The organism is Pseudacidovorax intermedius (assembly GCF_001476815.1).
GTDB lineage: Bacteria > Pseudomonadota > Gammaproteobacteria > Burkholderiales > Burkholderiaceae_C > Xenophilus > Xenophilus intermedius_A.
Genome location: NZ_LDSL01000132.1, coordinates 1 through 24,172, shown reverse-complemented (window position 1 = coordinate 24,172; position 24,172 = coordinate 1). Strand labels below are relative to the sequence as shown.

The 24,172-nt window shown below is 66.9% G+C and carries 39 protein-coding genes; 4 read left to right on the top strand and 35 right to left on the bottom strand.

The window, feature by feature from the left end:
- From NS331_RS19580 to NS331_RS19560, 5 genes are all read right to left on the bottom strand, one after another.
- A partial coding sequence (locus NS331_RS19580; protein ID WP_058643636.1) for a hypothetical protein occupies window positions 1-426 on the bottom strand: 426 nt, incomplete at its 3' end.
- 14 nt (window positions 427-440) lie between these two features.
- Entirely contained in the window at window positions 441-1,445 is a 1,005-nt protein-coding gene (locus tag NS331_RS19575) for a major capsid protein (protein WP_058643635.1), read from the bottom strand.
- A gap of 11 nt (window positions 1,446-1,456) precedes the next feature.
- Window positions 1,457-1,918 carry a hypothetical protein gene (locus NS331_RS19570; RefSeq protein ID WP_058643634.1) on the bottom strand — a complete coding sequence of 154 codons (462 nt, stop codon included), beginning with the start codon at window positions 1,916-1,918 and terminating at the stop codon, window positions 1,457-1,459.
- Between the two features lie 9 nt (window positions 1,919-1,927).
- Window positions 1,928-3,223 carry a hypothetical protein gene (locus NS331_RS27220; RefSeq protein WP_058643633.1) on the bottom strand — a complete coding sequence of 432 codons (1,296 nt, stop codon included), beginning with the start codon at window positions 3,221-3,223 and terminating at the stop codon, window positions 1,928-1,930.
- A gap of 111 nt (window positions 3,224-3,334) precedes the next feature.
- Window positions 3,335-3,625 carry a hypothetical protein gene (locus NS331_RS19560; protein ID WP_058643632.1) on the bottom strand — a complete coding sequence of 97 codons (291 nt, stop codon included), beginning with the start codon at window positions 3,623-3,625 and terminating at the stop codon, window positions 3,335-3,337.
- 65 nt (window positions 3,626-3,690) lie between these two features.
- On the opposite strand from NS331_RS19560, the gene NS331_RS19555 reads away from it, so the two are divergent.
- The gene (locus NS331_RS19555; protein ID WP_058643631.1) at window positions 3,691-3,891 is read left to right on the top strand and encodes a hypothetical protein; all 201 of its coding nucleotides are present in this window, start codon (window positions 3,691-3,693) and stop codon (window positions 3,889-3,891) included.
- On the opposite strand, the gene NS331_RS19550 is transcribed toward NS331_RS19555, so the two are convergent.
- The 9 genes from NS331_RS19550 to NS331_RS19510 all read right to left on the bottom strand — a co-directional run bounded on the left by NS331_RS19550 (window position 3,881) and on the right by NS331_RS19510 (window position 9,336).
- Entirely contained in the window at window positions 3,881-4,810 is a 930-nt protein-coding gene (locus NS331_RS19550; RefSeq protein WP_242873829.1) for a phage minor head protein, read from the bottom strand. The two genes, NS331_RS19555 and NS331_RS19550, sit on opposite strands and share 11 nt — an antisense overlap.
- Before the next feature lie 333 nt (window positions 4,811-5,143).
- Complete coding sequence (locus NS331_RS19545) at window positions 5,144-5,356, bottom strand: hypothetical protein (RefSeq protein ID WP_058643629.1); 213 nt, start codon at window positions 5,354-5,356, stop codon at window positions 5,144-5,146.
- Window positions 5,353-5,565 carry a hypothetical protein gene (locus NS331_RS19540; protein ID WP_058643628.1) on the bottom strand — a complete coding sequence of 71 codons (213 nt, stop codon included), beginning with the start codon at window positions 5,563-5,565 and terminating at the stop codon, window positions 5,353-5,355. Before NS331_RS19540 ends, NS331_RS19545 begins: the two co-directional genes overlap by 4 nt.
- The gene (locus NS331_RS19535) at window positions 5,558-5,917 is read right to left on the bottom strand and encodes a hypothetical protein (protein WP_058643627.1); all 360 of its coding nucleotides are present in this window, start codon (window positions 5,915-5,917) and stop codon (window positions 5,558-5,560) included. The genes NS331_RS19540 and NS331_RS19535 overlap by 8 nt, the downstream gene beginning before the upstream one ends.
- Window positions 5,910-6,353 (bottom strand): DUF4326 domain-containing protein, encoded by a 444-nt coding sequence (locus tag NS331_RS19530; RefSeq protein ID WP_242873828.1) that lies wholly within the window; start codon window positions 6,351-6,353, stop codon window positions 5,910-5,912. Before NS331_RS19530 ends, NS331_RS19535 begins: the two co-directional genes overlap by 8 nt.
- A 94-nt stretch (window positions 6,354-6,447) precedes the next feature.
- Window positions 6,448-6,801, bottom strand: coding sequence for a hypothetical protein (locus tag NS331_RS19525; RefSeq protein ID WP_058643626.1), 354 nt, complete (start codon window positions 6,799-6,801; stop codon window positions 6,448-6,450).
- Window positions 6,798-7,631, bottom strand: a complete 834-nt coding sequence (locus tag NS331_RS19520; RefSeq protein WP_058643625.1) for a hypothetical protein — start codon at window positions 7,629-7,631, stop codon at window positions 6,798-6,800. The genes NS331_RS19525 and NS331_RS19520 overlap by 4 nt, the downstream gene beginning before the upstream one ends.
- On the bottom strand, window positions 7,628-7,933 hold the full coding sequence (locus NS331_RS19515) for a hypothetical protein (protein WP_058643624.1): 306 nt from the start codon (window positions 7,931-7,933) through the stop codon (window positions 7,628-7,630). Before NS331_RS19515 ends, NS331_RS19520 begins: the two co-directional genes overlap by 4 nt.
- A gap of 26 nt (window positions 7,934-7,959) precedes the next feature.
- The gene (locus NS331_RS19510) at window positions 7,960-9,336 is read right to left on the bottom strand and encodes an anti-CBASS protein Acb1 family protein (protein WP_058643623.1); all 1,377 of its coding nucleotides are present in this window, start codon (window positions 9,334-9,336) and stop codon (window positions 7,960-7,962) included.
- A 45-nt stretch (window positions 9,337-9,381) separates the two neighbouring features.
- Here NS331_RS19510 and NS331_RS26275 point away from each other — a divergent pair, with 45 nt between their 5' ends.
- The gene (locus NS331_RS26275; protein ID WP_153012941.1) at window positions 9,382-10,566 is read left to right on the top strand and encodes a hypothetical protein; all 1,185 of its coding nucleotides are present in this window, start codon (window positions 9,382-9,384) and stop codon (window positions 10,564-10,566) included.
- A gap of 6 nt (window positions 10,567-10,572) precedes the next feature.
- On the opposite strand, the gene terL is transcribed toward NS331_RS26275, so the two are convergent.
- From terL to NS331_RS19425, 17 genes are all read right to left on the bottom strand, one after another.
- Window positions 10,573-11,991, bottom strand: a complete 1,419-nt coding sequence (terL, locus tag NS331_RS19505) for a phage terminase large subunit (protein WP_206597348.1) — start codon at window positions 11,989-11,991, stop codon at window positions 10,573-10,575.
- The gene (locus NS331_RS19500; RefSeq protein ID WP_058643622.1) at window positions 11,984-12,541 is read right to left on the bottom strand and encodes a helix-turn-helix domain-containing protein; all 558 of its coding nucleotides are present in this window, start codon (window positions 12,539-12,541) and stop codon (window positions 11,984-11,986) included. The genes terL and NS331_RS19500 overlap by 8 nt, the downstream gene beginning before the upstream one ends.
- A gap of 7 nt (window positions 12,542-12,548) precedes the next feature.
- Window positions 12,549-12,953, bottom strand: coding sequence for a hypothetical protein (locus NS331_RS19495; protein ID WP_058643621.1), 405 nt, complete (start codon window positions 12,951-12,953; stop codon window positions 12,549-12,551).
- Window positions 12,953-13,402, bottom strand: a complete 450-nt coding sequence (locus NS331_RS19490; protein WP_058643620.1) for a hypothetical protein — start codon at window positions 13,400-13,402, stop codon at window positions 12,953-12,955. Before NS331_RS19490 ends, NS331_RS19495 begins: the two co-directional genes overlap by 1 nt.
- Window positions 13,399-13,854, bottom strand: a complete 456-nt coding sequence (locus tag NS331_RS19485) for a hypothetical protein (protein WP_058643619.1) — start codon at window positions 13,852-13,854, stop codon at window positions 13,399-13,401. The genes NS331_RS19490 and NS331_RS19485 overlap by 4 nt, the downstream gene beginning before the upstream one ends.
- Complete coding sequence (locus NS331_RS19480) at window positions 13,839-14,120, bottom strand: hypothetical protein (RefSeq protein ID WP_206597347.1); 282 nt, start codon at window positions 14,118-14,120, stop codon at window positions 13,839-13,841. Before NS331_RS19480 ends, NS331_RS19485 begins: the two co-directional genes overlap by 16 nt.
- Window positions 14,121-14,166: 46 nt before the next feature.
- Window positions 14,167-14,499, bottom strand: a complete 333-nt coding sequence (locus NS331_RS19475) for a hypothetical protein (RefSeq protein WP_058643617.1) — start codon at window positions 14,497-14,499, stop codon at window positions 14,167-14,169.
- A gap of 3 nt (window positions 14,500-14,502) precedes the next feature.
- On the bottom strand, window positions 14,503-15,048 hold the full coding sequence (locus NS331_RS19470; protein ID WP_058643616.1) for a hypothetical protein: 546 nt from the start codon (window positions 15,046-15,048) through the stop codon (window positions 14,503-14,505).
- Window positions 15,045-15,263, bottom strand: coding sequence for a hypothetical protein (locus NS331_RS19465; protein ID WP_058643615.1), 219 nt, complete (start codon window positions 15,261-15,263; stop codon window positions 15,045-15,047). The genes NS331_RS19470 and NS331_RS19465 overlap by 4 nt, the downstream gene beginning before the upstream one ends.
- The gene (locus NS331_RS19460) at window positions 15,260-15,736 is read right to left on the bottom strand and encodes a hypothetical protein (protein ID WP_058643614.1); all 477 of its coding nucleotides are present in this window, start codon (window positions 15,734-15,736) and stop codon (window positions 15,260-15,262) included. Before NS331_RS19460 ends, NS331_RS19465 begins: the two co-directional genes overlap by 4 nt.
- The gene (locus NS331_RS26270) at window positions 15,733-16,656 is read right to left on the bottom strand and encodes a hypothetical protein (protein ID WP_153012939.1); all 924 of its coding nucleotides are present in this window, start codon (window positions 16,654-16,656) and stop codon (window positions 15,733-15,735) included. The genes NS331_RS19460 and NS331_RS26270 overlap by 4 nt, the downstream gene beginning before the upstream one ends.
- Window positions 16,649-16,909, bottom strand: a complete 261-nt coding sequence (locus NS331_RS19450; protein ID WP_058643612.1) for a hypothetical protein — start codon at window positions 16,907-16,909, stop codon at window positions 16,649-16,651. Before NS331_RS19450 ends, NS331_RS26270 begins: the two co-directional genes overlap by 8 nt.
- A complete protein-coding gene (locus NS331_RS19445) occupies window positions 16,906-19,446 on the bottom strand; it encodes a DNA methyltransferase (protein WP_058643611.1) in 2,541 nt (846 codons plus the stop codon). The genes NS331_RS19450 and NS331_RS19445 overlap by 4 nt, the downstream gene beginning before the upstream one ends.
- A complete protein-coding gene (locus NS331_RS19440; RefSeq protein WP_058643610.1) occupies window positions 19,443-19,736 on the bottom strand; it encodes a DUF4406 domain-containing protein in 294 nt (97 codons plus the stop codon). Before NS331_RS19440 ends, NS331_RS19445 begins: the two co-directional genes overlap by 4 nt.
- On the bottom strand, window positions 19,733-20,149 hold the full coding sequence (locus NS331_RS19435) for a hypothetical protein (RefSeq protein ID WP_058643609.1): 417 nt from the start codon (window positions 20,147-20,149) through the stop codon (window positions 19,733-19,735). Before NS331_RS19435 ends, NS331_RS19440 begins: the two co-directional genes overlap by 4 nt.
- A 207-nt stretch (window positions 20,150-20,356) precedes the next feature.
- The gene (locus tag NS331_RS19430) at window positions 20,357-20,575 is read right to left on the bottom strand and encodes a hypothetical protein (RefSeq protein ID WP_058643608.1); all 219 of its coding nucleotides are present in this window, start codon (window positions 20,573-20,575) and stop codon (window positions 20,357-20,359) included.
- A gap of 36 nt (window positions 20,576-20,611) precedes the next feature.
- Window positions 20,612-20,827: a hypothetical protein gene (locus tag NS331_RS19425; RefSeq protein WP_058643607.1), complete on the bottom strand. Its 216-nt coding sequence runs from the start codon at window positions 20,825-20,827 to the stop codon at window positions 20,612-20,614.
- Between the two features lie 70 nt (window positions 20,828-20,897).
- On the opposite strand from NS331_RS19425, the gene NS331_RS19420 reads away from it, so the two are divergent.
- On the top strand, window positions 20,898-21,596 hold the full coding sequence (locus tag NS331_RS19420; RefSeq protein WP_242873827.1) for a S24 family peptidase: 699 nt from the start codon (window positions 20,898-20,900) through the stop codon (window positions 21,594-21,596).
- A gap of 110 nt (window positions 21,597-21,706) precedes the next feature.
- Here NS331_RS19420 and NS331_RS19415 read toward each other — a convergent pair whose 3' ends face one another.
- The 4 genes from NS331_RS19415 to NS331_RS19400 form a co-directional block, all read right to left on the bottom strand.
- On the bottom strand, window positions 21,707-22,231 hold the full coding sequence (locus NS331_RS19415) for a hypothetical protein (RefSeq protein WP_058643605.1): 525 nt from the start codon (window positions 22,229-22,231) through the stop codon (window positions 21,707-21,709).
- A gap of 67 nt (window positions 22,232-22,298) precedes the next feature.
- Window positions 22,299-22,583 (bottom strand): hypothetical protein, encoded by a 285-nt coding sequence (locus NS331_RS19410; RefSeq protein WP_058643604.1) that lies wholly within the window; start codon window positions 22,581-22,583, stop codon window positions 22,299-22,301.
- Window positions 22,580-23,251 carry an SOS response-associated peptidase gene (locus NS331_RS19405; protein WP_058643603.1) on the bottom strand — a complete coding sequence of 224 codons (672 nt, stop codon included), beginning with the start codon at window positions 23,249-23,251 and terminating at the stop codon, window positions 22,580-22,582. Before NS331_RS19405 ends, NS331_RS19410 begins: the two co-directional genes overlap by 4 nt.
- Before the next feature lie 4 nt (window positions 23,252-23,255).
- Entirely contained in the window at window positions 23,256-23,573 is a 318-nt protein-coding gene (locus tag NS331_RS19400) for a hypothetical protein (RefSeq protein WP_153012938.1), read from the bottom strand.
- 177 nt (window positions 23,574-23,750) lie between these two features.
- Here NS331_RS19400 and NS331_RS19395 point away from each other — a divergent pair, with 177 nt between their 5' ends.
- The gene (locus tag NS331_RS19395; protein WP_058643601.1) at window positions 23,751-24,095 is read left to right on the top strand and encodes a hypothetical protein; all 345 of its coding nucleotides are present in this window, start codon (window positions 23,751-23,753) and stop codon (window positions 24,093-24,095) included.
- Window positions 24,096-24,172: the final 77 nt, after the last annotated feature.

Genomic DNA, 24,172 nt, shown 5'->3' with positions numbered 1-24,172 from the left:
CAGCGCGGCGCGGTCGGCGCCACCTTCCGGCGGCTTCAGCTGGGCGCGCAGCGCGGCGGCGTCCTGCATGGCAGCGTCGCGGGCGGCCTCCGCAGCCCGCAGCTTCTCGGCGAGTTCGTCGGCGCGGGCCTGCTCTTCCTCGGCCCGCTTCCGCCAGGCCTCGATGGCAGCATCGGCCGCGGACATAGCCTCGCGCATGCGCTCGAGGTCGGCGTTGACGGCGTCCACGGACGGCAGCGTTGCGCCGGAGCCTTCCACGACCAGCACGTCGGCCGACACATACACGTGGTCAGCGGGGGCGTCGTCGCCGGCTTCCACGAACTTGCCCAGGGCCCAGGCCGGGGCCTTGTCCTCGAACTGCACCACGTCGCCGACCTTCGCGCCGGCGGGCCATGGTGCTTTCAGATGGGTGATCCGAACTTTCATGGCTCGCTGCTCCTTCAGGCCTGGGTGCCGTGGATGAAGGCCGACTGGCCGTTGTAGTCGCTGCGGAACTGCGGGGCGGCCGCGGCGATGCAGCCGAAGACGTAGTCGTCCTCCGGCTCCAGGCGCACCTTTGGGCGCGTGGTCAGGGGCATCGCGTTCAGGATGCCGCCCCACTCGCCGCCCGGCAGGTCCACCACCGCGATCAGCTCGTTGGCCGGCACCGAGGAGGCGGGGATGATCTCTTCGATCTGCGCCATCGCACGCAGGCGCTCCAGGATGGTCCCGGAGTAGTTGGTCGCGTAGTCGGCGGTGTCGGCAGCCGTGTAGTCGCCGATGTTCACGAAGACGCTGATGCGGCCGAACTGGTTGTCGCCCAGGGCCGCCGCGATCATCTGCTTGAACGCGCCCAGCCACTGCGCACCGGTCGCCGAGGCCAGGGTCAGGCCGTGGACGAACGTGTTGCGGGTCGGCAGGTTGCGCAGGCCGTAGATCACGTCCGTGCCCACCTGGATGCCGCTCAGGCCGTTGAGGACCATGTCCTCCAGCTTCTCGGCGATGCGGCGCTGGTTGTTCGCGATGGACGTGGTGTCCAGCGTGCCGCCGGCCTTGCGCATCACTTCCATCTGACGCCAGCCGAAGCGGGCGTTCGACGTGAAGATCGGCACTGGCGTGCCGACGTACTTGGTGATTGCCTGGTCGGCCTTGGCGGTGTTGCGGCCGTCCATCGTCACCAGCACTTCGCCGCTGTCGCTGACCTGCGGGTAGTAGTTCACCAGGTCGGCGATGCTGACCGGGATCTGGCTGGCGGCGGCCAGGCGGTTGAACACGGCGAGGCGGCTCCGCGCGATCTGCTGCGTGCGCGTGTCGATCCGGCGCCAGCCGTCCAGCGGGATGCCGATGGAGTTGCCTTCCAGCGCCTCCTGGCCGGCGACGCGCGAGGCCAGCGCCGTGGCGCGCTCGTTGAAAGCGCGGCGCGCGGCGAGCACGGAGCGCTGTTGGTTCTCGGTGAAGATGAGCATGGGCCCTCCTGTTATGCCTTGGTGTATGCGTTGGCGATGACCACGTCGCACAGCTCGCCGGCGGTCGCGGTCTTGCCGGCCTGGTCGAAGTGCGCGACCACCACGTTGCCGGAAGCGGCGGCGGTCAGGCGGCCCGCGGCGCCCACGGTCAGCTCCTGCCCGTAGGTGTAGGTGCCGGCGGCCATGGCGCAGAGGAACTCGTCGTCCGGCTTGGGCAGGTACGCGACGCCGGATTCGCCCGAGGCGTAGGGCGTCAGCACCGGGTCGGTGGCGAGCGCGATGCCGCCGCCGTAGTAGTCGCGATCACCCAGGATGGCGAGCCGGCCGCCCGTGGGCGCGGTGGCCTGGGTCAGCTGGGTGGCGCCGATGAAGACCAGCGTGCCGGGAAGCAGCGCGCCGGAGACGGTCTTGTCGGTGATGGTGCGGGGGCGCACCGCGCCGAAGCCCGAACGGAAGATGCGGTTTGCAGGCATGGCCGCTCCTTACTTGACGTCGTTGAGGTTGTAGTCGGCGAACTCGTCGGCCTGGCTGCCGCCGCTGTTGCCGACCACCACCGGGGCGGCCTTGGCCTTCAGCTCGCGCAGGCGGGCGACGGGCATGGCCTTGAAGTCGTCGGCCGTCAGCGAGCTGTTGACCGCCAGCTCGGTGGCCAGCTTGTCGCGCTCGGCGTTCTCGGCGGCCGTCTTCTCGCCCTCGAGCGCCGTGATGCGCGCATTGGCCGCGGCCAGCTTGTCCTCGGCCGGCTTGCGGGCGAGCGTGTTGTAGGAGGCGAGCAGCTGGGTGTCGTCCAGCCCTGCCGTAATGACGCCGGCAGCATTCAGCGCGGCAAGGATTTGGTCTTTCACGAGATCACCTTTCTCCTGGTTCGTGATGGGGACGTACTCAACCTGTCGCTTGACTGCTTGAGGCTGCCCGGCAAATGCTAGGGAGCCGTCTGCGGCAATCGAGTAGCTTTGCTGGAAGAGGTTGTTGTCGCGGTCGCACCAGATGCAGTACCGGTCGAACACCTCACGCAGCCATGCGCCCTCGGGCAGCAGCGCATAGAGGCCCGACTGGATCTGGTCGAAGCTCAGGTCGGTGCCGTTGCCCACCAGGCGCTGCACCCAGCCCTGCAGCTTCGCCAGCAGGCCGGCGCCGCGCTGGTCGACCGGGTCGGCGTTGACCTCGACCACCTCGACCTCCTCCTGGGCGCCGTCGGCGTTCAGGAACATGCCCACGCCCTCGGCCGGCGTGCCGGCGCCCTTCTCGTTCAGTAGGATGGCCAGGTGGTCGTACTGCAGCTGCGTGGCGATGCGGGTGTACTTCTTGCCGCGGCTCTCGCCGTTGGCCGTGACGGGCACCAGCAGCAGGCCGGTGCTGACGTGGATCGGGTCGGCGTTCGTGCCGGCGATGGCGGCATCCAGGCGGTCGATGAGGCGCTGGCCGTCCGGGTGTCCCTTGGCCTGGGCCTCGTTCACATGGATGTCGACCAGCGTCCGGCCGCCCTCGTGCCGCGCGTTCTTGCAGACGGCGCCGATGAAGCTGGTCAGCAGGGCGTCCGCGTTCGTGGCGCTGATGAAGGTGCCGTCGGCGTTCTTCGGGTGGCCGGCCGGCGCGATCTTCCCTTCCATCGTCGGCGCACCCGCGGCGAGTTGGTCGGCCGGGTACAGGGTGGAGTTCATGACGATGTCGTCCACCGCGCCACACACGTCGCGGATCACGTACTTGGCGCCCGACTTGCTGACGTTCGCCGCGTTGACGGCGCTCAGCAGGTGGACGCGCTTCTTTTTGGTAGCCATGGCATGCCCCGAGTGGAGATGCCAGGGCATGCTAGGGAGGGCTGGAAATGCGAAAGGGCCCGCGTGGGGCCCTTCTCGGGAAGCTCGACCGGCATCAGCCGGCCGGATCGTTCAGATGGATGGGCACATGCGCCACGAACTCGACAGCACCGGGCGCTCGCGCTTCTCGATGCGGCGGGCGAACTGCTTGGCGCGGTAGAGCGGCAGCACGGACGCCTCGCGCTCGGCCTTCGGCAGCAGCGGTGCCAGCACCCAGGTGGCGGCGGCCTTGGCAAGGCCCACGAGCACGGCGCCCAGCTGCACGGTGGCGTGTGCCGCGGCGGCGAACACACCGGCGGCGGCCATGAAGGCGGGCGCGCACAGGGCGACGGTGGCGAACAGGAAGGAACGGGTACGGGCCATGAAAACTCCAGTGGGTTGATGGAACGGGAGCAATTCATGCTACGGACGCCGCCTACACTCCCGCGATGCCGAAGCGCAAGCGCAAGAAGCCGGCGGCCCGGCCACCGCTCGCGCCTCCCTTGACCATCCTCGAAGAGGCAACCCCTCCCATCGTCCGCCTGCAGATGCAGCGCCGGGCCGAGGAGGCGGAGCGCCAGCGCAAGCTCGACCCGCGCGACCTGGCCAACCCGCCGCACAAGGCCAAGCCCTGGGACATCACTTTTTGAGGTAGCGCGACTGCCAGGCGGCCTTCTCGTTCGCCATGGCCGACTGCAGGGACTTCGTGAGGATGGGCTTGCCGTCCTCGTCCAGCAGCGCCTCGGTCTGCGCGCAGTGGCAGCGGTAACGGTTCCCGTTCACGGCGTAGAAGGCCTTCACCTCCTCCGTGCTGTAGACCTTGCCGTTGCGGCTGGCGTGCCAGGGGCGCGTCGTCGGGATCAGCGCGGACGTCCACAGCAGGCCGAGCCGCAGGCCCAGCTCTTCCTCCGCGCGCTCGGCCTCCGCCCACCGCGTCTGCCGCAGCGTGTCGGTGATGTCGGTCTGCGCATAGCCCTCGGCCCGGGCCTTGCTCACCGCCAGCTTCTCTGCGATCTCCTTGCGCACCGCGCGCGGGTTCTTCCCGTCGACCACGGCGCGGCCGATGATCTGGGCCAGGTCGGCTTTCTGCTGGGCGGCCAGGCCGGTCCATTGCTCTTTGCTGGCCAGCTGCGCCATGGCCAGCCGATTTCGGTAGGGTTCGCTGTAGATCACCTGGGCCAGCGTGCGCGAGGCGGCATAGGTGGTGGACAGCGCGGTCAGGTTCGCCACCGTCTGCGCCGTGCCCAGCTGCGAGGCCTCGGCCACGTACCTGTCCCACCAGAAGGCGTACTGCGGGTCTCGGCCCTCGACCATCCAGCGTTCGACAGCTTGGCGCAGGTCGTCGGACAGGCGCTGCAGCTGCTCCGGCGTCATGGCGTAGATGTCGCGCGGGGGCGGCGCGGGCAGCGGCGGCAGGGCCGGGAGGTCGTTGCCGGTCAGCCGCGGGATGGCGTCGAAGAGCGCCACCACGTCGCGCTGCAGGCCGGCGTAGCGGCGGCGGATGTCGGCCAGGGCCCGGCGCATGATGCCTCCGGTGCCGGTGCGGTCCCGGAGGTTGCCGGGAATCATGGGATTCTTCGGCCGCTCGATCATGGGCGGGGGCGCAGCTGGACGACGGCAGCGCTGCGGGCTGGAGCGGCGGCCGGCGTGGGCCGGACGGTGCCCGTCTTCACCCAACGGACAATGCCGAGTTCGCACGCAGTCGTCAGCGTGACTCCGTTGGCGCGGCCGGCGTGGGTCTTGGGGCCGCCGCAGCCGCAGTGACAGTTCCGGCGGCGGCCGGGCCGGGGTGGGATCGGCTCGCTGTAGCGGACGTGCTCGGCAGACGAGCCGCTGACGCCCCACCCAGCCGTGCCGCCGCGCATGGCCGCAGCCAGGGCGGGCCGACTCAGGTCGTTGAGGTCAGGCATGGGAATCTCCGCGCTTGCGCGCTTCCAGCTGGCATGCAGGGCAGTTCGCAGGCGCGCCATGCGTGTGCCTTACTTCCAATTCAGGCTCGCGCGGCGTCTCCGGCACGGCCGCGGTCTTGGTGATCGCCTCCGAGATGCGCACGCCGGCATCCCGCACCGCAAAGGACAGCATCAGCAGTCCCCACATGATGAGGAAGCCGGTCATGTCGGCCCCTCGGCGGGGTTGGTCACGAACACCGGCGCGCCCACCGCGTCGGCGCCATGGGTCAGCTTCGACTCCAGCACCGCCAGCCTGTCGGCCGCGTCGTTGAAGGCGGAGCGCAACTCGCCGAACTCGCAGCCGTCGCGCATCGTGCGGAGACGGGCCAGCATGTCGCGCACCTGGGCGGCCTGGCGTGGGCGCGGGTCAGCCATGGGGCGCCTTCTTGCCGGCACCCATCACCGAAAGCAGCAGCGACGTATCGTGCGCGTCGCGCCGTTCCGTCGCCGCTGCTACGTCCGCCTGCAGGTCTCGGAACGGAAGACGCGCCCGGCTGCGCTGGAGCGTGTACCCGCGCCGTGCCATGAACCACAGGAAACGGTCGATGACGTAGCACTGTCCGGTAACGAAATCCAGGCTGTAATGGCCCGCGATTGCGTCCGAGGGGCTCGCTGGCTTTTGCAGATCGTGCATCGCCATGAACACGTCCTTCTGGTCGTGGAAGTCGCGCAGCACATCGGGCAGGTGCCGGCCCTCCTTCATCCATCCTTCGAGGGAATCAGCCATGGGCCACCTCGCTTCCGCCCTCGGCGCCCTGGATCAGCTGGCCCAGCAGCGCGCCCGCACCTGTGTTCGCCATCTCCAACAGAACCGCCCCATGGCATGCATCCTCGTAGGGGTTGTCCTTCGGGCACCAGCACGCGAGGTTCTTGCCGGCCAGTTCCTCGCGCGCTGCCGCCACCATCTTGTCGTTGAGCGGGGCCAGCGACCGGAACAGCACGAAGGCATGGCGCTTGTCCGTGACCAGCGCACCCTTCGTCGGGCCGAGCGGCGCCGGCTGACCCGGCACGAACGGATTGCCCCACTTCGTGGTCCGGTCGACCTTCACAGTGTTCGCCGGCATCCGCCAGCCCTTGGCGCGCGACAACTGCACGCGCTCGGGCCGGTCGCCGGGGGAATGGGATTGTTCGCCGCACGCCTGCGGCTGAGTCGGTTGGTTCAAGGCAAGCTCCTTGCACAGCACAACGAAGGCGGCAGGCTTGCTTAAGGCTTTTCGGGGGCGACCCTATCCGCCCTTGGGCATGCTAGGGAGAGGATCAGGATTCGGGGTCTGGCGCGTACTGCATCCCGTGCTCAGCCAGCACCGCCGGTAGGTCGTCACCGGTACGCGGGTCCACGATGCATGCGGCCAGAAGCTGCTTGCACTGCGCCAGCGTGGTCGGCGCGCCGGCTTCGACGCACGCGGCGTGCATCGCTGCGGGGTCTTCGATCAGCGGGACCATCGCGGCTTCGATGGGGCCGGACGACAGCCACCAGGTGGACGCGCCCTGCAGCACGCGCCGCGGGCAGAAGCCGGCCTGGCCCTCCCCTGCAATCAGCACGACGAGGCCGCGAACCTGGGCGATGAGCGCGTCGGGCACGATGACCGTGCGCTGCTGGTACTCGGTCACGGCTTCACCCCCATCTTGCTCGCGCACCAGAGCTGCGCGATGTACAGCTGCTGCGGCGTCAGCGGCTGGGCCGTGGCGATCTGCAGCATTGCGTAGAAGTCGAGGTCGGCGTAGAGCGAGGTGCCGGCGCGGGCGAAGAGGTACTCCGGCGCCGCAACGTAGCCTCCGGTTCCCTGCGATTGCGTCGTTTCAGCCATTGCTCCAGCCACGAAAACGCGAGACAGCGGAGCCGAGATCGATGCCACATGCGTGATGAGCGTCTTCTGACCGAGCACATCCCCAGACTGCTGCGCCTCACCAATGACTGTGCCGCGTGATCGCGCGCCAATGTTGCCGGCCACACCCGCGTAGTTCTGGAAGCACCCCAGAGAGCCGTTCGTATTGCTGGTTGCCGCGGTCGTTTCGTAGATGACGCCCGTACTGGCGGATTGCCGCCGAATCTGCGCCATGATCGTCGTCACATACGCCGCAGCCGAGTAATCGACCGATGCGAGGGACTGGAGGAAGTCGTCCGTGCGGACCTGCAGGTACGAGAAGCCGCCCGCGTCCTGCATGCGCATGGGCCGGCTGGTGGTCGTGCTCTGCCCGAAGTGCGTGCCTTTGCCCGACTGGTCCAGGATGCGACCCACGGGCTGGTTGTAGCCCGTCACCGGTGTCGTCGTGTCGTTGGCCTGGTACAGGTACTCCGGCCGGTCCACCGACAGCATCGCGCCGCCGAGGGCCTGCGTGAACAGGCGCCGGGCGCGCGCGTCCAGCCCCATGCCCAGCCGCGGCCCGACCTGGGCGCGAACCGCCGGCCGGATCATGGGGCCGATGGGCGCGAGGATCATGCGTCTGCCGCCACGCTGGCGCCGGCCGGCGGCGCCGCAACCACGGCCACACGGTACTGGCGGCCGGGCACGCTCTGGATGACCACGCTGCAGGGGCCGACGATGCTGGGCCGAATGTCTCCGCCGGTGCGCTCGCTGGCCACGGTCTTGACTGCCGCGTCGCCGCTCGCCCGCATCGTCTGCAGGTAGACCATGGAGCCGTTGTCGACGTCCAGAACGAACGAATAGTCGGGGGCGACGAACCAGTTGCCGAAGGCTCCGGCCGCGAGGCCAGTCTGTGCCGAGTTTGCGATGACGGTCATGGGCAAGTCCTCTTTGCCCGGGGATGCTAGGGAGGCGTCGGGTCGGTGCTCGGGTCTTGCGATGGGTCGGCGCCGGGGTCTCCCTCGGCCGGCATGCCGTCATTGCTGCGGGGCTCGAAGCCCACCATGGCCCGCAGCTCGTTGGCATCGAAGAGCGGTTCCGTGAGGCCAGCCTGGAAGGCTTTCTGCATCGCGTCGGCCGCTTTGATCAGGTTCGCCAGCTTGTCGGCATCGCTGGGCGCATCCACTGGCGGCCACTCGATCTCGAACTCGCCCGCGTCAATGATCCCGGCCGCCTGCATGCGGCGCACGAACTGCTCCAGCATGGGCGTCAGCTCATTGGCTTGGCGCGATGCGCACCGGGCGGCGAAGTCAGCCTTGTCCTCGTCGCTGGCCAGCCGGCCCGTCTGCTGGCCGAACAGGATGGTGAAGGGGATGCGCACCGAGGCGGCGAAGAGGTTGGCGGCAATGCCGAACTGCGGGGACAGGTCAGAGACGGTGGTCTGCAGCGTCTCGGCCTTGCCGCCCTGCAGCACGATGCTGGCATCCTGATTCCGATTGAGGCCGCGGGTCTGCTCCTCGTGCACCTGCCTGACCGTTTTGACCTGGACTGTGCCATCAGGGTTCTCGGTCGTGAGCGCCTGCGGGGCGCTTTCCTTGTCGTACTGGAACACCACCGTGCGCGCCGAGTTCTTCAGCGCCGACTCCGCGCCGCCGCCGCTCAGCTTCTCGATGTCGACCAGGCTGTTGAAGCCGGCCTGCAGCAGCGGCACGCCGTCGAACATGTCGCCCACGCTGCCCTCGGCCAGGATCTGCACGCGCGAGGGGTGCACGTCCAGCCAGTCTTCGGGCTTGGCCTGGGTGTCCTTCGTTGCGTTGGGCGAGCGGGTGCGGATCTGGAACATGGCCGGCTGGCCGTAGTTCTCGTCCTCCTTGTCCTCGATCCAGGCCGTGACCTGGATCTGGTCTTCGAAGACCGGGATCAGGTCAACCAACTCCGAGGCGGTGCCCAGCGGGTCGCGCAGCGCCTTGCCGTCTCGCACGCGGTAGATGAGCGCCGCATACCGCCCGACCATGTTCCGCCGGTCGAAGTCCCGCAGCTTCTGCCAGGCCGCCACCTTCCGGAGCGTGGCGCCGACCTTCTTCTCCCACTCGGTTTCCTTGTCGGCGGCTGGCTGCTTGATGCGGGGCAGCGACTGCCAGCACTTTTCCAGCAGCTTGTGGACGGCGCCGTGGCCGGCCCCCCCTCGGTCATAGGCCAGCTTGAAGTCGGCGAAGGTCAGCTCCTGCTTGTAGCCGTACTGGCTCCAGGCGGTCGGGCGCTTCGCGTCTAGGCCCATGCCTAGCAGGAAATCTGCGCGTGCGCGCTGGAGTTCGTAGGAGTTGACGGCTACCTCGGTCATGCGACCATGCTAGGGAGCCTAGCTTTGGCAGTACCTAGCCCGCCCATGTTCGAATCCGTTGTTCTAAGAAAAAACGCACTCGGTGCCCCACTTTCGCCAGGATTGATTGCGGAGGCTTTGCTTTTCTACAAGAAAACTCACATCGTTTTTGATAAACAAACGATCGTCCATCTCGCAATGGTTTTGGGCAACGATTTGCTTACCATTTTAAAACGGCCTGACGTCACAGCTGTATATTTAGAAGAGTTGCTTAGTACGGCAACGCGCAAAGCCGGAGTAATTGAGTTCCATGATTTTGGTTTGCTCCTGCTCACTGGCACCCAGGCGGGCGGACCGATAAATACCTCAGAAGAACGCCTGGTGCTTGATCTAAAAAGAGCCGGCATGGATGCGGACGCAGCAAAAAAATACGCAATGCAATTTTTGCGTCTGGTTCCTGTCCGCCGCTTGGAGAGCGACCATTTCGCACAGGGCGGATTGTCTAAAGTATTTCGGAGCTACTTCGATGATGAATCGTTCATGTCCGCGGCGCTCCGCCGCATCGTAAATGCAGTTCCAGGAGGCTACGAGCTTGGCGAACATTTCAGAGTTGAAATACTGCGCGGCGAGTCAGGTCATCATGTCTTCCACCAAATAGATCTTGATCGAATAAACGCTGTACGGCGAAAGCTTTCGCCACCAGTGAGTGATCTCACGACGGCGCTGCTACTCACCATGTTTTTGGAATCCGCAAGCGACATTGCACTCGCCGCCCACTACGGCAGTGATTTCATCACGTCAGGCGCCTCATCTGCGATCCTTTCATTGCGATACAGCGATATTCTTAAGCGCCTGCACAGGAATCAGGATGAGCTTGATGCATTCGCTGAAGTCGTACATCCTGGAATGCCAAATTTGGCTGAGGTAATCGACAGCGGGCAGCAATCATTTAAGTCATATTTGGTATTGCTCGACAAGTCTGCAAAGTTTCGAGAGTGGATCCACGGGGCAAACCCAGACGCTGGCTTAGTCAAGGAATATTTTGATTCGATAGCCGCCGAGCATTGGATTCAAACAGGAAAAGCAAAGGTTGCAAGGTATATGTTGGGCTTAATCGCTGACTCATTGCACCCAGTCCTTGGCAATGTCTACAGTTTTGCGGACACTTTTATGGTGGAGAAAATTGCAAAGGGCTGGCGTCCCAACCATTTTATAGACAAGAAGCTAACGCCCTTTCTTTCAAGAGCTTGACATTGCTTAACAGAAGATCCCAGCAGTGGGGCTAAGTAGTTCATTGAACGCGCGCGCCGCCGCGTCGACCTGATCGTCGTGCAGGCCATTCGGGAATAGGCGCAATTCCTCGGTGAACTCTGTATTCCAAGGCCCACGCAGCAGCAGCACATTGCCGGCGTTGACCTGGCTGGCCAGCGGCCGGGCCCGGATCACCTTGTCACCGCTCTCCAGGCTGGTGACGGCCTGGTGGCCGGCCAGCATGCCCACCAGCGCCTTGGCTTGACCCTTCCCAGCCTGCCCCGGGTCTTGCGGCAGCGACTGCTTGACGCGGCCCATGCCGTCGGCGCTCGCAGTGGCCTTGATGTACTGGTCCCGCGTCGCCGTGCCGTACTGCTTGCGGTCGACGTTGGCGATGACGAATCTGCCGTCGGCCAACTTGCCCAGCTTGGCACTGGCCGTGTAGTCGCCCGCGCCCTCTGTGGCAGCCAAGTCCCAGCCGCGCACCCACTGCGTCACGGTGCCCGGGATCGCATCCACTACCTCCATGAGGTCGGGCATGAACTCGCCGCCCTGGGCCGGGCTCGGCCGCTGCTGAAACTGGCCGGCCACCGCGTAGGGGCCCATGATCTTCTTGTCTCGCTCGACCACCTCGCGGGGGAAGCGCTCGGGGAAGAGCAGTTCGCCCTGCTCCTTGCGCGGGTCGGTGAAGCCGATCACCGTCGCCTTCCGCGGCCCCTCGTACTCCATGGGCAGGCACAGGTGCTCATAGCCCATGTCCTCGGACAGGATGACGCCGGACACGTCCTTGACGCTCAGGCGCTGCATCACGATCAGGATGGCGGATTCCTTGGGGCTGTTTAGGCGCGTGGGCAGCGTCTCCCTAAAGATCCGGTTCGCCTCCTCCAGCGCGGCGTCGCTGTGCGCGTCCTCCACGCTGTGCGGATCGTCCCAGGTCACGCGGTCACCGCGGCGGCCAGTCATCGATTTCACCGGGCAGGCCTGCCGCCAGCCGGTGCGGTCGTTCTCGAAGTAGGTCTTGGCGTTCTGGTCGCCCGCCATCGTGGTCGGCCACAGCGCCTGATACCAGTCCGACTGGATCAGCCGGCGCATCTTGACGTTGTCGCGGATGGCCAGCTTCTCCTCGTGCGATGCGCCGATGAACCGCATGGCCGGCATGCCGCGCGGCCCCCACTCCCACGCCGGCCAGAACACGGCCGAGGCCATGGACTTCATCGTGCCCGGCGGGATGTTGATCAGCAGGCGCTTGATCTGGCCCGACGTGATGGCTTCCAGGTGGTCGCAGATCGCATCCATGTGCCAGCCGTGGATGTAGGGCTGTCCTGGCTCCAGCACCGGCCACGCCCGGCGGATGAAGTGCACGAGGCTGCGCCGACAGTATTCCCGCTCGATGGCGAGCCAATCGGCGTCGTTCAGCCTAAGCACGGGCGGCGATCAACTCGGCCAGCGCCTGGTCGGAAAGCTTCGTGGGGTCGACCGACGGTAGCTCTGGAGGCTCGTCGTTCAGCCGCTGCACGGATTCCTTGTTCGCAGCGATCAGGTTCAAGGCCGGCGCAAGCGACTCGTTCGCCAGCTTCGTGAGCACACCGACACCCTTCAGGGCCTCGATGGACCCCAGCGGATCGGCGTCATCCACCTTCGCCACCTCCGAATTGGCCAGGGCATGCAACCGGTGCCCGGTCTTTGCCCCAAGCTCTGCGGCGCTCGCCACGCTGGCCGACATGTTGCGCAGCTTCTCGGCCAAACTCATGGCGCTGTACTGCTGTCGCACCGGCAATTCGGCGAGCGCGGTCTGCGCCGCCGCCACCTGTTGCGCAACGTTTCGCACCTTTTGCGAAATTTGCGAAACGCGCCGGGTGATCTGGGATGGGTTGATGCCGAACTCGCGGGCGAGGTCGCTGGCCTTCTCGCCTTCGGCCATTCGCCGCTCGATGTCAGCCCACTGTTGAGGGGAAAGCTTGGACGGGCGGGCCATCAGTTCCTCATTCCTTGTCCGCCCACTCGCGCGAGCCCTTCATCTTGATCTTTGCAGCCGCCTTGGTGGGCCGTGGCGGGCGTTGCTTGGCGCGGCGGGCGCGTTCCTTCTCCTGGCCTTCCTCGGTGTCGGCGTAGCGGACCTGCTTGCAGCGGACGATGCCGCCCTCTCGGGACACCACGCGGACGCTGTCGGGCTGCTCGGGCTTGGCCGGCGCGCGCTCGTCGTTCGCCGCCTTGCGGGTGCGCAGCCGGGACATGCCCAGGTCGAACACACTGGCCGGGCCCATCACGCGCGGGCGCTTCGCCGTCGCCGCATTGACGATGCTACGGACGATGGGCGGGTCGGCCAGCTGCTCAGCCTGCAGCTTCAGGTCGGCGGCCGTGGCGAAGAGATCCAGCTGCTGGGCCATCACGCGGCTCCGGCCTTGCGCAGGCGCTCCTGGGTCTTGCGCGTCCACACCTTCTCGATGCGGCGGCGCTCCTCCTTCGTGTAGGCCGCCCCCAGGTCGAAGAATGCATGGCAGCCTCGCACGCCAGGTCGATCCGCGCACAGCGGAAAGCAGTCGCGGTCGTCGGCCTTCGTGCCGGCGCCCTTGCCGGTGTTCGGGTGGGCGGCCTGGCTGTGGCCCTGGATGCCGCAGCGGATGCACGGGAGCGCGGCGACGAGGCGGCGGTACGCTTCATCGCGCACTGGCACCACCTTCGGCGCGGCGATGTGCGGCTCGTTCGCCGGCTGCCAGTACACCGGCGGGCGCTCCAGCTGCTTCGCCACCGGCGCGATGCGCTCCGGCCGTTGCTCGCCCTTCGGCTGGGCGCGGCGCGGCCAGGCCGTGCGCTTGAGCGGTGCCGAGCGCTTCACCCGCCCCACCCTTCAACGATCATGTCCAGCAGCTGGTCGGCCTTCGCCGCGTCCATCGTCGGCAGGATGTGCTGCAGCACGCCGTCGACCGCCTGGCTGTACCAGCGGTCGAAGTCCTCCTGGCCCATCGCCTCGTAGCTGATCGAGCGCGGGATCTGGATGATCTCGCCCGTCTTCGGGTCGGCCATGAGGTCGAAGTGGCCTGTGACCAGCTTGACAGCGATCAGGGCCTTCTCGACCGTGTCGTAGGTCTCGCTGTTCTCGGCGACCAGCTGCAGCAGGGCCATCAGCTTTCGATGGTGCTTCCCGTTGCGCGGGCTGCTCCACTCGAAGCGCAGCCAGCGGCCGGGCTTCATCGTCTCCAGCCGGCGGCGGAACTTGCCCCAGGCCTCCTGGTCGGCGGGCGTGGCGCCGCGCAGGCCGGCGGCGGTGCGGATTAGGACTGCGCGCATGCCGAAACCTCCTCGATCTGGATTTCGACGGCCCACTCGCCCTTGGCGCCGCGGCGCTGGGCGTAGCTCCATGCTATGGAGGGGTCGGCGTCGTCTCGGCCCAGCCATGCGGCCACCTGGTCAACCGGCGCCTTCAGCGAGCCGCGCAAGTTGTCGTGCTCGTCCAGCGGCTGCCACAGGCCGGTAGCGCTGGGCGGCGAGATGCGCACCATCAGCACCCGCACCGGGCCGGCCGGCCGCGGCTTGCCCATCAGCGCCCACGCCACGGACTGCCGCTCCGCCTTCACGCGGCGCGCGCGGGCGAAGTGGTGCTCACGCGCGTTCTGGCCGGTCGTCGTGCGCAGCGGAACGCATACGCGGAGGGAAGCAGTCGGGGTATTCATCGCGCACGCGCTCCGCGAAGGTTCGCCGGTCGGACACCAGCGGGGCGCCGTCCACCAGCGCTGGTGCGGCCTTGCTCTGCCCGGTCCACGATGGCGGAATCGGAATGCCGGCCGCGGTCAGCGCCTCGTCCAGCTGCGCGGGCAGCCGGGCCAGCGACACCGGGAATTCCTTGCGCAGGCTCGCGGCCCGCCAGCGCGCATAGTTCGCGTCCAGCTCGGCCAGCCACAGCAGGTGCGGCAGCCAGTCGTCGGGGTGCTGCATGGCTCATGCCCGGGCCTTCCCGGCGTCGTTGGCAGGCACCAGCCCGGCGAAGAATCCAGCCGCGCCGCCAGCGAAGGCCGTGGACTCGCCGCGCCGCGCCTTGCTGATGGTCGACGTGCCCATGTTCAGCCGCGCCGCCAGCGCGACGCCCGTCTCCGGCGATGCCTGGATCTCGGCGATCAGCGCCGGCGTGAGCTTGGAGCGCGCGCGGCTGATCGCGCGGTTGGCCAGGATGCGATTCGTCTTGCCCTTGTAGACGCCCTGCTCGGCCAGCCACCGGCCGTAGTCGGGCTCGGACGTGCAGCGCACGTGGGCCGGGTTGCAGCGGGTGCGCTCGTCGCAGGTGCCGTAGGCGCGGTAGTTCGGCGGGATCGGCCGCTCGGTGCTGCAGTGCCAGACGGCGCGCGGGCCGCACTGGGTCTGCATGCCGCCCTTGGTGTAGTCGGGGGCCCAGATGTTCGGCCGGCCGTCGGGGCGCAGCGAGCCGCGCCACAGCCAGTGCCCGTCCTGGATCACGCAGCGCTGGCGGATGTCCTCGAGCGTTTTCATGCCGGCTCCAGCGCGGGCATGGCCGCGTCGTTAGCCGCCGGCAGCGCGGCGAGGTGCTCGGCGCACACGTCCAGGCGCGCGCGCTGGGCGTTGCGCATGTGGGCGACGGCGCCAAGGTCGAAATACTCGCCGCCGCGCTCGGCGATGGCCAGGCGCTGCATGCGCGTCTGCGCGTCGACCGCCATGGCGGCGAGGGTTCGGATGGTGGTGGTCATGCTGCTTCGTCCTCCTGCTCGGTGGATCGGGGCCGGCCCACGGCGGCGCGAGCCATGGCCAGCTTCGTGGGATTCATGCGGCCCGTGCGCTGGTGCTGCGCCAGGATGGCGTGTGCCCACGCGACGTTGCTGCGACGCTCGGCTGGCTTGGCCAACGCGGGCTGCAGCTTCGCCAGTTCTGCGGTGACGCGCTCGGGCGAAGCGGCAACGCGCTCCAACCGCGGCGGCGCATCAAGCACCGGCGCCTGGCGGCACAGATTGCGGAAGCGAATCGCGTTTGGCGGGTCTTCGGGCAGGTTCTCCAGCGCCCAGGCAATCAGGCCGAGGCGGTCGGCGAAGCCGGCCAGTTCGTGGCCCCATGCCGACTTGACGTCATTCAGAGGAGCGGTGCCGAGGCTGCGGTCCCACGCCGCGCCATAGGAGGCGGCGCAGCGCTGGAAGATGCGGTCGATGACTTTGGGCTGCAGGCTCATGAGCGCTCCAGAAGGTCGGGCTGTCCGGCGGGCATGATGTCGATGACGGCGCCGCGCGGCTGGCGGTCGGGATGAATGCGGCCGGTCATCTGCTCCCACCGCGCCATGCCGGCGTCACGGTCGCGCTCGGCGAAGCTCTGCGCGTTAGCCGCGGGGCCACGCTCATGGGGCTTGAGCCAGTCCGCCTGCAGACCCTGCGAGCCGCGGGCGCACCAGACGGACAGGAAGCGCTCCAGCGACAGACCGGCCTTCTCGGCCTCGCGTCGCGCCTCCGACAGCACCGTGTCAGTGACGGGGGCCCTCTTCGCCCGCCGCAGCGCGGTCCAGTCGTTCCAGACCTGCTCACCCACATCGTCGGGATGTGCGGGGGGCACGGCGCGCTTGCGCGCAGGCCGCGAAGCGGCTTCTTCAGACGGAGACGGAGACGGATACGGAAACGGAGACGGAGCATTGCTGCCCTGTTGCATACCGTCTGCTGGCTCTGTGCTGCCAGCATGCTGCGCAGCATTGCTAGCAGCATTCCTGGCAGCTGCATACTCGGGAACAAGTCGATCAGCCTCAGCAATGCCGTGGTGACGCTTTGCAGCGTTCCAGCGAGCCTTAGCACTGCGCATTTCGGCGCCAGCAGCCCATGGGTTGTGCTCATGCCAGTCGTGCAGGCGGTACGCGCCGTCTTCGCCGTCAAGGAATCGGACCTCGACCAGCGCGCGCACGAAGGCGCCCTCTTCCCCCAGCCAGTCTGCCGACAGTTCGATGTCCTCAACCGACATGCCGGACAGGTCGCCATCGCTGCGGTCGCTGGCGGCCCACAGAATCAGGCACACCAGGTTCCAGGCCGCAGCCTGGCCCAGCCGTCGGACCAGCTTCTTGGTCTTGGGGTGCTGCGGCAGCGAGGTGCTGAGCCGGGCGTCGTCAGCCATCGTTCCTCGCGCGCGTGTAGGCCCCGCCGTGGCGCGGAGCGCCGTGTAGGGTGAAGGTCTTGGCGTCAGCGCCCTTTGACCGGGCGCGCTCAAGCGTGCGGGTGCTGTCCTGGCTCATCTTGGCCTGGGCCTCCAGGCTCGCGCCGATGGCGCTGCCGTCCATGGTCTGGAAGAAGGCAGACAGGCGGGAGGCCGGGCGGCCGGCGGGCCAGCGCTCATCGACGCCGGCGGGGATGGTGGTGGGCACGGTCATGCTGCGCGGGCCTCCTGATCGTTGGCGGCTTCGGGCCGATCCTCGAAGTCGAAGAGCGATGGCATCAGGGCTTCGCGCTCGGCAGCGCGCAGGTAGTGCACCTGGTCCATGAAGTAGGCGGCGTTGAGCTCCGAGCCGCGGGCCTTGCGGCCGGCGCGGATCGCGCGCACACCCACCGTGCCGATGCCGTGGAAGGGGTCGTAGACCGTCTCGCCGCGCATGCTGTAGCGCTCGATCAGGCGATCCACGATGTCGAACTGCAACGGGCAGACGTGCTGCTCGACGGCGCGCTTGGACTGCTCACCGTTCAGCGTCAGCATGCGGGTCACGTCGTGCCAGACGTCCGGGTGGTGGCTGCCGGGCGCCAGGCTCATGAAGTCGGAGGGGAGCGCGCCGCGGGCCTGCAGCTCTTCCCCGATCCGCAGGTGGAATTCGTAGTCGTAGACGTTGGCGAGGCTGAACTCGGTGAAGATCTTGGCCAGCCGGCCCGGGCCGTAGCCGGCCATCTCTTCTGCCGTCAGCATGCGGTTGCCGCTGCTGCGCCAGAAGGCATGCGCGTCCACCTGCCAGCGCGCCAGGCTGTAGTCGGCCTTGTCCTTGCGGATCGGCGTGTCGGCGTAGCCCTTCGTTCGGTCAGTCTGCGGCTTGTGGAAGAGCAGCACGTATTCGGGCGAGCCGACGCCCATCTTGCTGCCGTCCTTGCACATCTCTGTGTAGCCCAGGCGGTAGGTCTGGTTGTTCTCGCGGACCACGTCGGTGACGACGGTGACCATCCCCATGTAGTCGAAGCCGTGCTTGATGCCGTGGAACAGAGCTTCGGCGTGGAAGGGGCTGACGGTGGGCACGCCGGCGCCGGTGACGTTGCCGAAGTTGATGCGGTCCTTGACGTGGCAGGCGTAGATGCGGCCGGGCTTCAGGATCCGGAGCAGCTGGGGCGTGAGGAAGTCCATCTGCGCCCAGAAGTGGGCGTTGTCTTCCGTGTGGCCGAAGTCGTTGTAGCTCGGGCTGTACTCGTAGTGGTTGGCGAAGGGGATGCTGGTGACGATCAGGTCGACGCTGTTCTCCGGCTGCAGCTTCGCCTCCTCCACGCAGTCGTTGTTGGCGACGGTGAACAGGTCGCTGGTGACCTCGATGCGCTGCACGCCGATGGAACGCGCGAGCACGTCCTGCATGGCGAGCCGGTTCAGGCCGAACTCTCGAATGATGGTTGTCATGGTCTGCTGCATCTCCTCGTGCTGGGCCCACTTCTGCTGAAGGGTGCGCAGCACGTCGCGCTCCGCCTCCGTGTGGACGATGTCGATGCGTACACGCTTGGACTGGCCGAAGCGGTGCACGCGGTGGATGGCCTGGATGAAGTCGTTGAACTTGAAGCCGACGCCCGCGAAGATCTCGCGGTGGCAGTGCCGCTGGAAGTTGCAGCCGCTGCCGGCGATCACAGGCTTCGTCGACAGCACGCGGTGCATGCCGTTGCCGAAGTCCACGATGCGCTGCTCACGCTCCTCAAGGTCCTGGGTGCCCCAAACGCTGACGGCCTCGGGAATCGCGGCCTGCAGCGCGTGGCGCTCGTCTTCGAGGTCATGCCAAACCACGAAGTGATCGGCCGGCTCATCCTCGACCAGCTCGCGCACCTTGGCGACGCGCGCGGGCAGGCTCTGCCGCTTCTCGTTCGCCGCGGCGGACAGGCCCATGGCAAGATCGGGGATGAGCAGGCCCTGCCCGCTCTTCTCGGTGCCGGCGGCGCTGTAGTCGCTGGGCACCTCGTGATACCGCACATCCAGCTCGGGCAGCACGTAGCCCTCATCGGAGTGGCCCAGGTCGCTCGGGCGCTGGATAAAGACCGCCCAACTGGCCACCCACAGCCAGAACTCGCGTTCCTTGTGCGGGTACAGCGTCAGGTTGCCGGCCTTCTGCGTGTCGCGTTGGAAGAAGCGGGTGAGCGCCTGGCCCGTGTCCATCACGCCCAGGTAGCCGGCGTAGTGGATCAGCTCTTTGAAGCGGTTGGGGCTCGGCGTGGCCGTGGCCACGAACTTGAAGCGCACCGGCTCGAACGCGGGCAAGAACTCCTGATACGTCTTGCTGCCGTAGCTGCGCAGCACACTGGCCTCGTCCAGGCTGGTAGCGCCGAAGCGGCCGGGCGTGACCTTGCCCTCGCGCACGCTCTCGTAGTTGGTCATGTAGACGGTGCCGGGCCCGTCGACCTCGGCATCCGTCCGGATGAATCGCAGATCGATGCCGAGCTCGCCGCAAAATCGCGCTTCGATCTCTGCCTTGAACTCCTGCCGCACGCCGAGCGGCGCCACCTGCAGGCGCAGCAGATCGGGGAAGTGCACGCCCAGCTGCCGCAGGATTTCCAGCTGCGTGGCGGTCTTGTGCAGGCCGAAGCTGGCAAAGATGGCCCGGCTGCCGCCGGCCAGGGCCCAGCGCACGATGTCGCGCGTGTGGGGCTTGAGCGCCGGGTTGATGCTGGCCAGGGGCACGTCGATGCCTGCCGACGGCGCCAACTTGATCTTCTGGCGGAGGAAGTCGTCGTAGCTCACGATGCATCCACCAGTTGCAACCCCAGGGCCTGGGCAATGTGGTGCTCCAGCGTCGCGCCGCGGCTGTTGCGCCAGCCCGGCAGCAGCAACACGGCGTCACAGGTCACCAGGCGCTGGATGTCGGCGCGCATGCAGTCGACCCATCCGGCCTTCGGGTCCGCGTTGATCTCCGCGGGGTTCTCGACGTGATGGCCTGCGGCGCGCAGCGTGGCTGCGGCGGCGTGGAAGGCGGGGAAGTTCAGATCAGGCAGCCCGGTCATGGGGCCGGCCACGTACCAGCGTTGCGTCATGACGCCATCCGTCCCGCGAGTGCTTCCATGAGCACGCGCAGCTTCATCTCAGCATCGTCGGCGCGCTTCTTTTCGACCTCCGCGCGCCGTTCGGCCTCGCTCTTCAGCAGCACCAGCGCATGGCCGACCTGGTAGGCGTGCCACTCGACGTAGATCGTGTTCTCGACCAGCTGGCAGAAGTCCTTGACCTTGTCCGCCTGAAGCGTGGCCTTGCCCTTCTTGATGTTGGAGAAGTAGCCGGCGTCGATGCCGAGGGCCAGGTAGATCTCCTTGTCCTCCAGGCCGGAGGCGTCGCATGCCAGGGTGAACGCCGCGGCGGCGGTCTTCTTGCTGCGCACCAGCTCAGCGGGGAACCGCACGGGGTTGGGCTTGCGCGCCAGGGGCAATTCGGCTTGGTCTTCAAGGCTGCTCATGCTTTTTGAACCGGGTTGAGTACCCCCGAGGGGCAAATGAAAAGGACCATCGGTCCCATGTTCGAAACAGCTCACGCCGCCGCCCTACGTGGTCTTGCCCAGCTCTTCGCCGGCACTCTCGCGCCGCTCATCGGCACCAGCGATGAACGTGATGGCGAACCCCAGGAGGAACAGCCAGAGGCCGATGAGGAGGAGCGTGACCATGGCTCAGGCTCCTGCCAGCGCGCGAGCGCGCAGGTTGTCGATTGCCTCATCGGGCAGCCGCGTGTAGATGCAGTCGTGCACGAACTCGGCGAAGCGGCGCATGTCGGCGGCACGGCCGGGAGCGAGGCGGGCGGAATGCAGGCGCTTGAACTGCGCGACCAGATCGGATTGCTGGACGCTGCCGTGCAGGCAGGCGAGGAATGCCGGGTCGCCGTAGGCCATGGGCAGCGGCAGACGGACAGCAGTCGTGCTCACGGCTTAAGCCCCCTGCCCTGCGGGCTCGGCGGGGGCGGCTTGCAAAATGTCCTTGGGGATTTCCTTGCCCTGGCGAGCCAGCGCGGAGATCACGCGGTCCGCAATCGACCTGGGCAGGACGTCCGGCCACTTGTAGACGGCTTGGTAGGTGATGCCGATCTCGGCGGCGGCCGCCGCGATGGACCCGCCGAGCAGTTCAATGGCTTTGGACTTGAGCATGCGCACATTGAACCACGGTTCAATGCAATAGGCAACCACAGTTCACAGCCGTGCTGCGACGATCTAAACCATGGTTGAAGATCTAGAGGCCCGACTCAAAAAGGCGATGGCGCGGGCCGGCATCGACGTCGCTCGGCTGGCCCGCGAGACGGGCATCTCGTACCAGGGCATCCGGAAGCAGTACGACGGCAAAGCCAAGACCATGAGCGCGGAGACGGCCGAGCGCATTGCCAATGTGCTGGGCTGCGACAAGCACTGGCTCGCGTTGGGCGAGGGTGAACCTTTCCCCGCGCCTGATGTGAATCCGCCGGCGCCGACGGAAACGCCCTTCCTGCCAGGATTCGAGAAGCTGGCGGTGCCTCTGCTGGCCAACAGCGGAAGCATGGGCGATGGTGACGATGACATCGGCGAAGAGGTGATGACGGGCGCCCTGCCTGTCTCACCCGAATGGGCCACGCGCACGCTCAAGCCCACCGGCCTGCAGAACCTCCGCTTCATCCATGGCTACGGCGACTCGATGAAGGGCACGTTCGAAGACGGCGACATCCTGCTGGTGGACATCGGCGTGCGCGAGCCCAGGATCGACGGCGTCTACGTGCTCGAGGCGAACGACCGGATCTACATCAAGCGCGTGCGCCAGCGCATGGACGGCAACTACGAAGTCAGCAGCGACAACCCGAAGGTGCGCACGGTTGACGTGCTCGATGGCTCTATCGAGGTGAAGTGCCGCGGCCGCGTGCTGTGGGCCTGGAATGGAACCAAACTATGAGGAGTTCTCAATGAGCAATCCCAAACCGCCCGCCCCAGCGCCTGCACCCGCGCCCGCGCGACCACCGATGCGGGATGAGCTTTTCAACAATCAGCGAGACAAGCCGCGGCCTAGTTGAACCACTTCCAGCAGATGGCCGCCGCCAGCACCGGTAAGACAGGCGACCAAGCCAGAAGGCGAAAAGCCTGATCGAGCGCGTGTGCTCGCCGGCTCACTGCCTCGGCGTAACGCTTCAGGCGCGCGTCTTTCAGATCCAGCTCTGCTTCGCGCGTGGCCCGAAATGCGGCAGCCTCTCGCTCCTGGGAATCGGCACATTGCTCCTCCAGCCGTTCTGCATAGTAGTCCCGCAAGTTGGCCCACCCATTCCCAGGAGATAGCTGGGTCGCGGTAGCGCCGCGCAGTACGAGCTGGTAGGTGACCAAGAACCAGTACGCCGCAAGCACCCCCAGCGGGCACCAATGCAGCGGGGGACGCTCTGCCACCCAACTCGCAAGCGAATAGGCTCCTGCCGCCCATGCGCCCGCAGTGAGCGCCGTTGCGGTCTTGAAGACGCGCTCATGTAGGCCGTCATAGGACTTGCGTGCCACATCCAGCGAGCGCTCCGTGGTCGCCTCAGCATAGTCCAGCCAGTCCATCAGAGCGCCTCGTATGAATGCATGCAAGCAATGGTACGGAAGCAGCGTCAGGGGCCACGGACGGCAACTATCCATCCACGAAGTCGAGCGTGACGACTTCGCCCGGCGGCACGCCAAGCACCTCGTTCGCAGCAACTTGGGCCTGGGATGTCAGGTCGATCAGACGCTGGTACTCATCGCTGGGTCGGAAGGCTTCCATGTAGCCCGTCTCGCCCCATCGCTCGGCCTCTGCCCAGGCGAGCCAGGCGTCGTAGGGATCCACGTCCGCCTGTTCGAAAACCGCCATCGCTGCCGTCAATGCGGCCTGCAGCTGTTCCGGGTTGGCCGACGGGTAATAGATTTCGAGCTTCATGACGTCACCTCCTCGGTAGGTCCAGCGTCGAACACCTCCACCGGCGCGAGACGTAGCAGCCCGCGCGCTTCCTGCACGGTGCCTGCAAGCCACTGATCCCAATCCGCCGGCTCCAGCGGGATCACGCTGCGCTTGTCCTGCTGGTCCGGCGGCAGTTTCGGATCCGGCTTGTGCATGCGGCGCATCAGCGGGTGCTGATCCGCGTTGATCGTCAGCATGGTGTAGCTCTCGTGCACCTCGCCTGTGGCTTTGTCCGTCCAGATGTTCCAGAGGCCCGCCAGGCCCCACGGCTGGCCGTCGGCCCGGCGGAACGTCCACCACTGATTTTTGCCAGTCTGCCAGTTCGGCTCATCAAACGAGAGCGCGGGGATGATGCACCGCTGGCCGCGCTTCCATGGGTCTTTGAACGTGGCCTTCGCCTCCAGCTCTTCGCTGCGGGCGTTGTTGGTGCTGTACTTCAGCTTCGCCTCCTTGGCGAACCAGGGGATCAACCCCCAAGCACCAACAGCCAGCTCTCGCTCGTAGCCGGCCTCGTCGCGCGCGCGGCGGATGAACGGGCCCGGGCTGCGCGGGAAGATCTGGCGCGGCCAGGGCACAGGGTTGGCTCGGCCGATGTGGAACAGGCGCTCCATCTCCAGGTCGTTGGGGGCGACGTAGCGATTGCACATGGCCCTACTGTTCCACCTTTGCCGGTGAAGTGGAAGGCGAAACGTTGATCGGCTCCAGAGCGGGCGGCCGCACCGGCATCCCATTTACGTAACCCGTCCCAATGCGGCAGTACCACACCTGCGCGCACCAGACCTTCCCGTCGAGTTCGATGCCCGAGAAGCTCATCGTGTCCTTGTAGACCGCCTTCAGCGATGGGCGATGCAAACGGCCGTATTCGTGCCGAGCGCCACCTGCCTCCCAGCCGAACACCAGCGCGCCGCCGGTGCTCAGCTGCAGTTCGCCATGCTGCTCCTCCTGGTCGGCGAACTGCTTGTCGGTCAACTCGACGCCATGGGCGAAGCGGCGCTTTAGGCGAACTCTCATACTGGATAAGTATCCAGTAATTCGGAGAATCTGCAACCGCTGTTCGGTTCAACTTGATTGAACTGTAGTTGCACGCTTGATTTAACTGTGGTTCAATATCTCCATCGGCACACGAAGTGCCACAGGAGAGCAGCGATGCACAACCAGCCCGGGCCGGCGGCCCCGCAGCCCCACCCCATCTTCCGGCCGATCCTGGCCGCCATGTCCGGCGACGTGATGCCTGTGGAGCGCCCGCGCGCCGCGGCGAATGACGAGGATGACCGTGACGACGCGGTGTTCCAGATCGCCCGCACCGAGCGCGAACTGCGCCAGGCCGAGCAGGCCCTGGACGCCGCGCTGGCCCGCTGCAACGGCGAGGTGCGCTACGCCAACGCCGATGACGTGGCCGCCAAGGCCCGCGCCTACCACGCTGCGCTGATCGAGCAGGCCGCCGAGTGCGAGCGCCTGGCCAGCGCTGCCGATCGGATGGGCTCGCTGTGACCCGCCTCCGCAGCGCGGCCATCGACGCCGCCCTCTTCATCGCCTTCGCCACCGTCCTGCTGGGCGGCAGCGTCTGC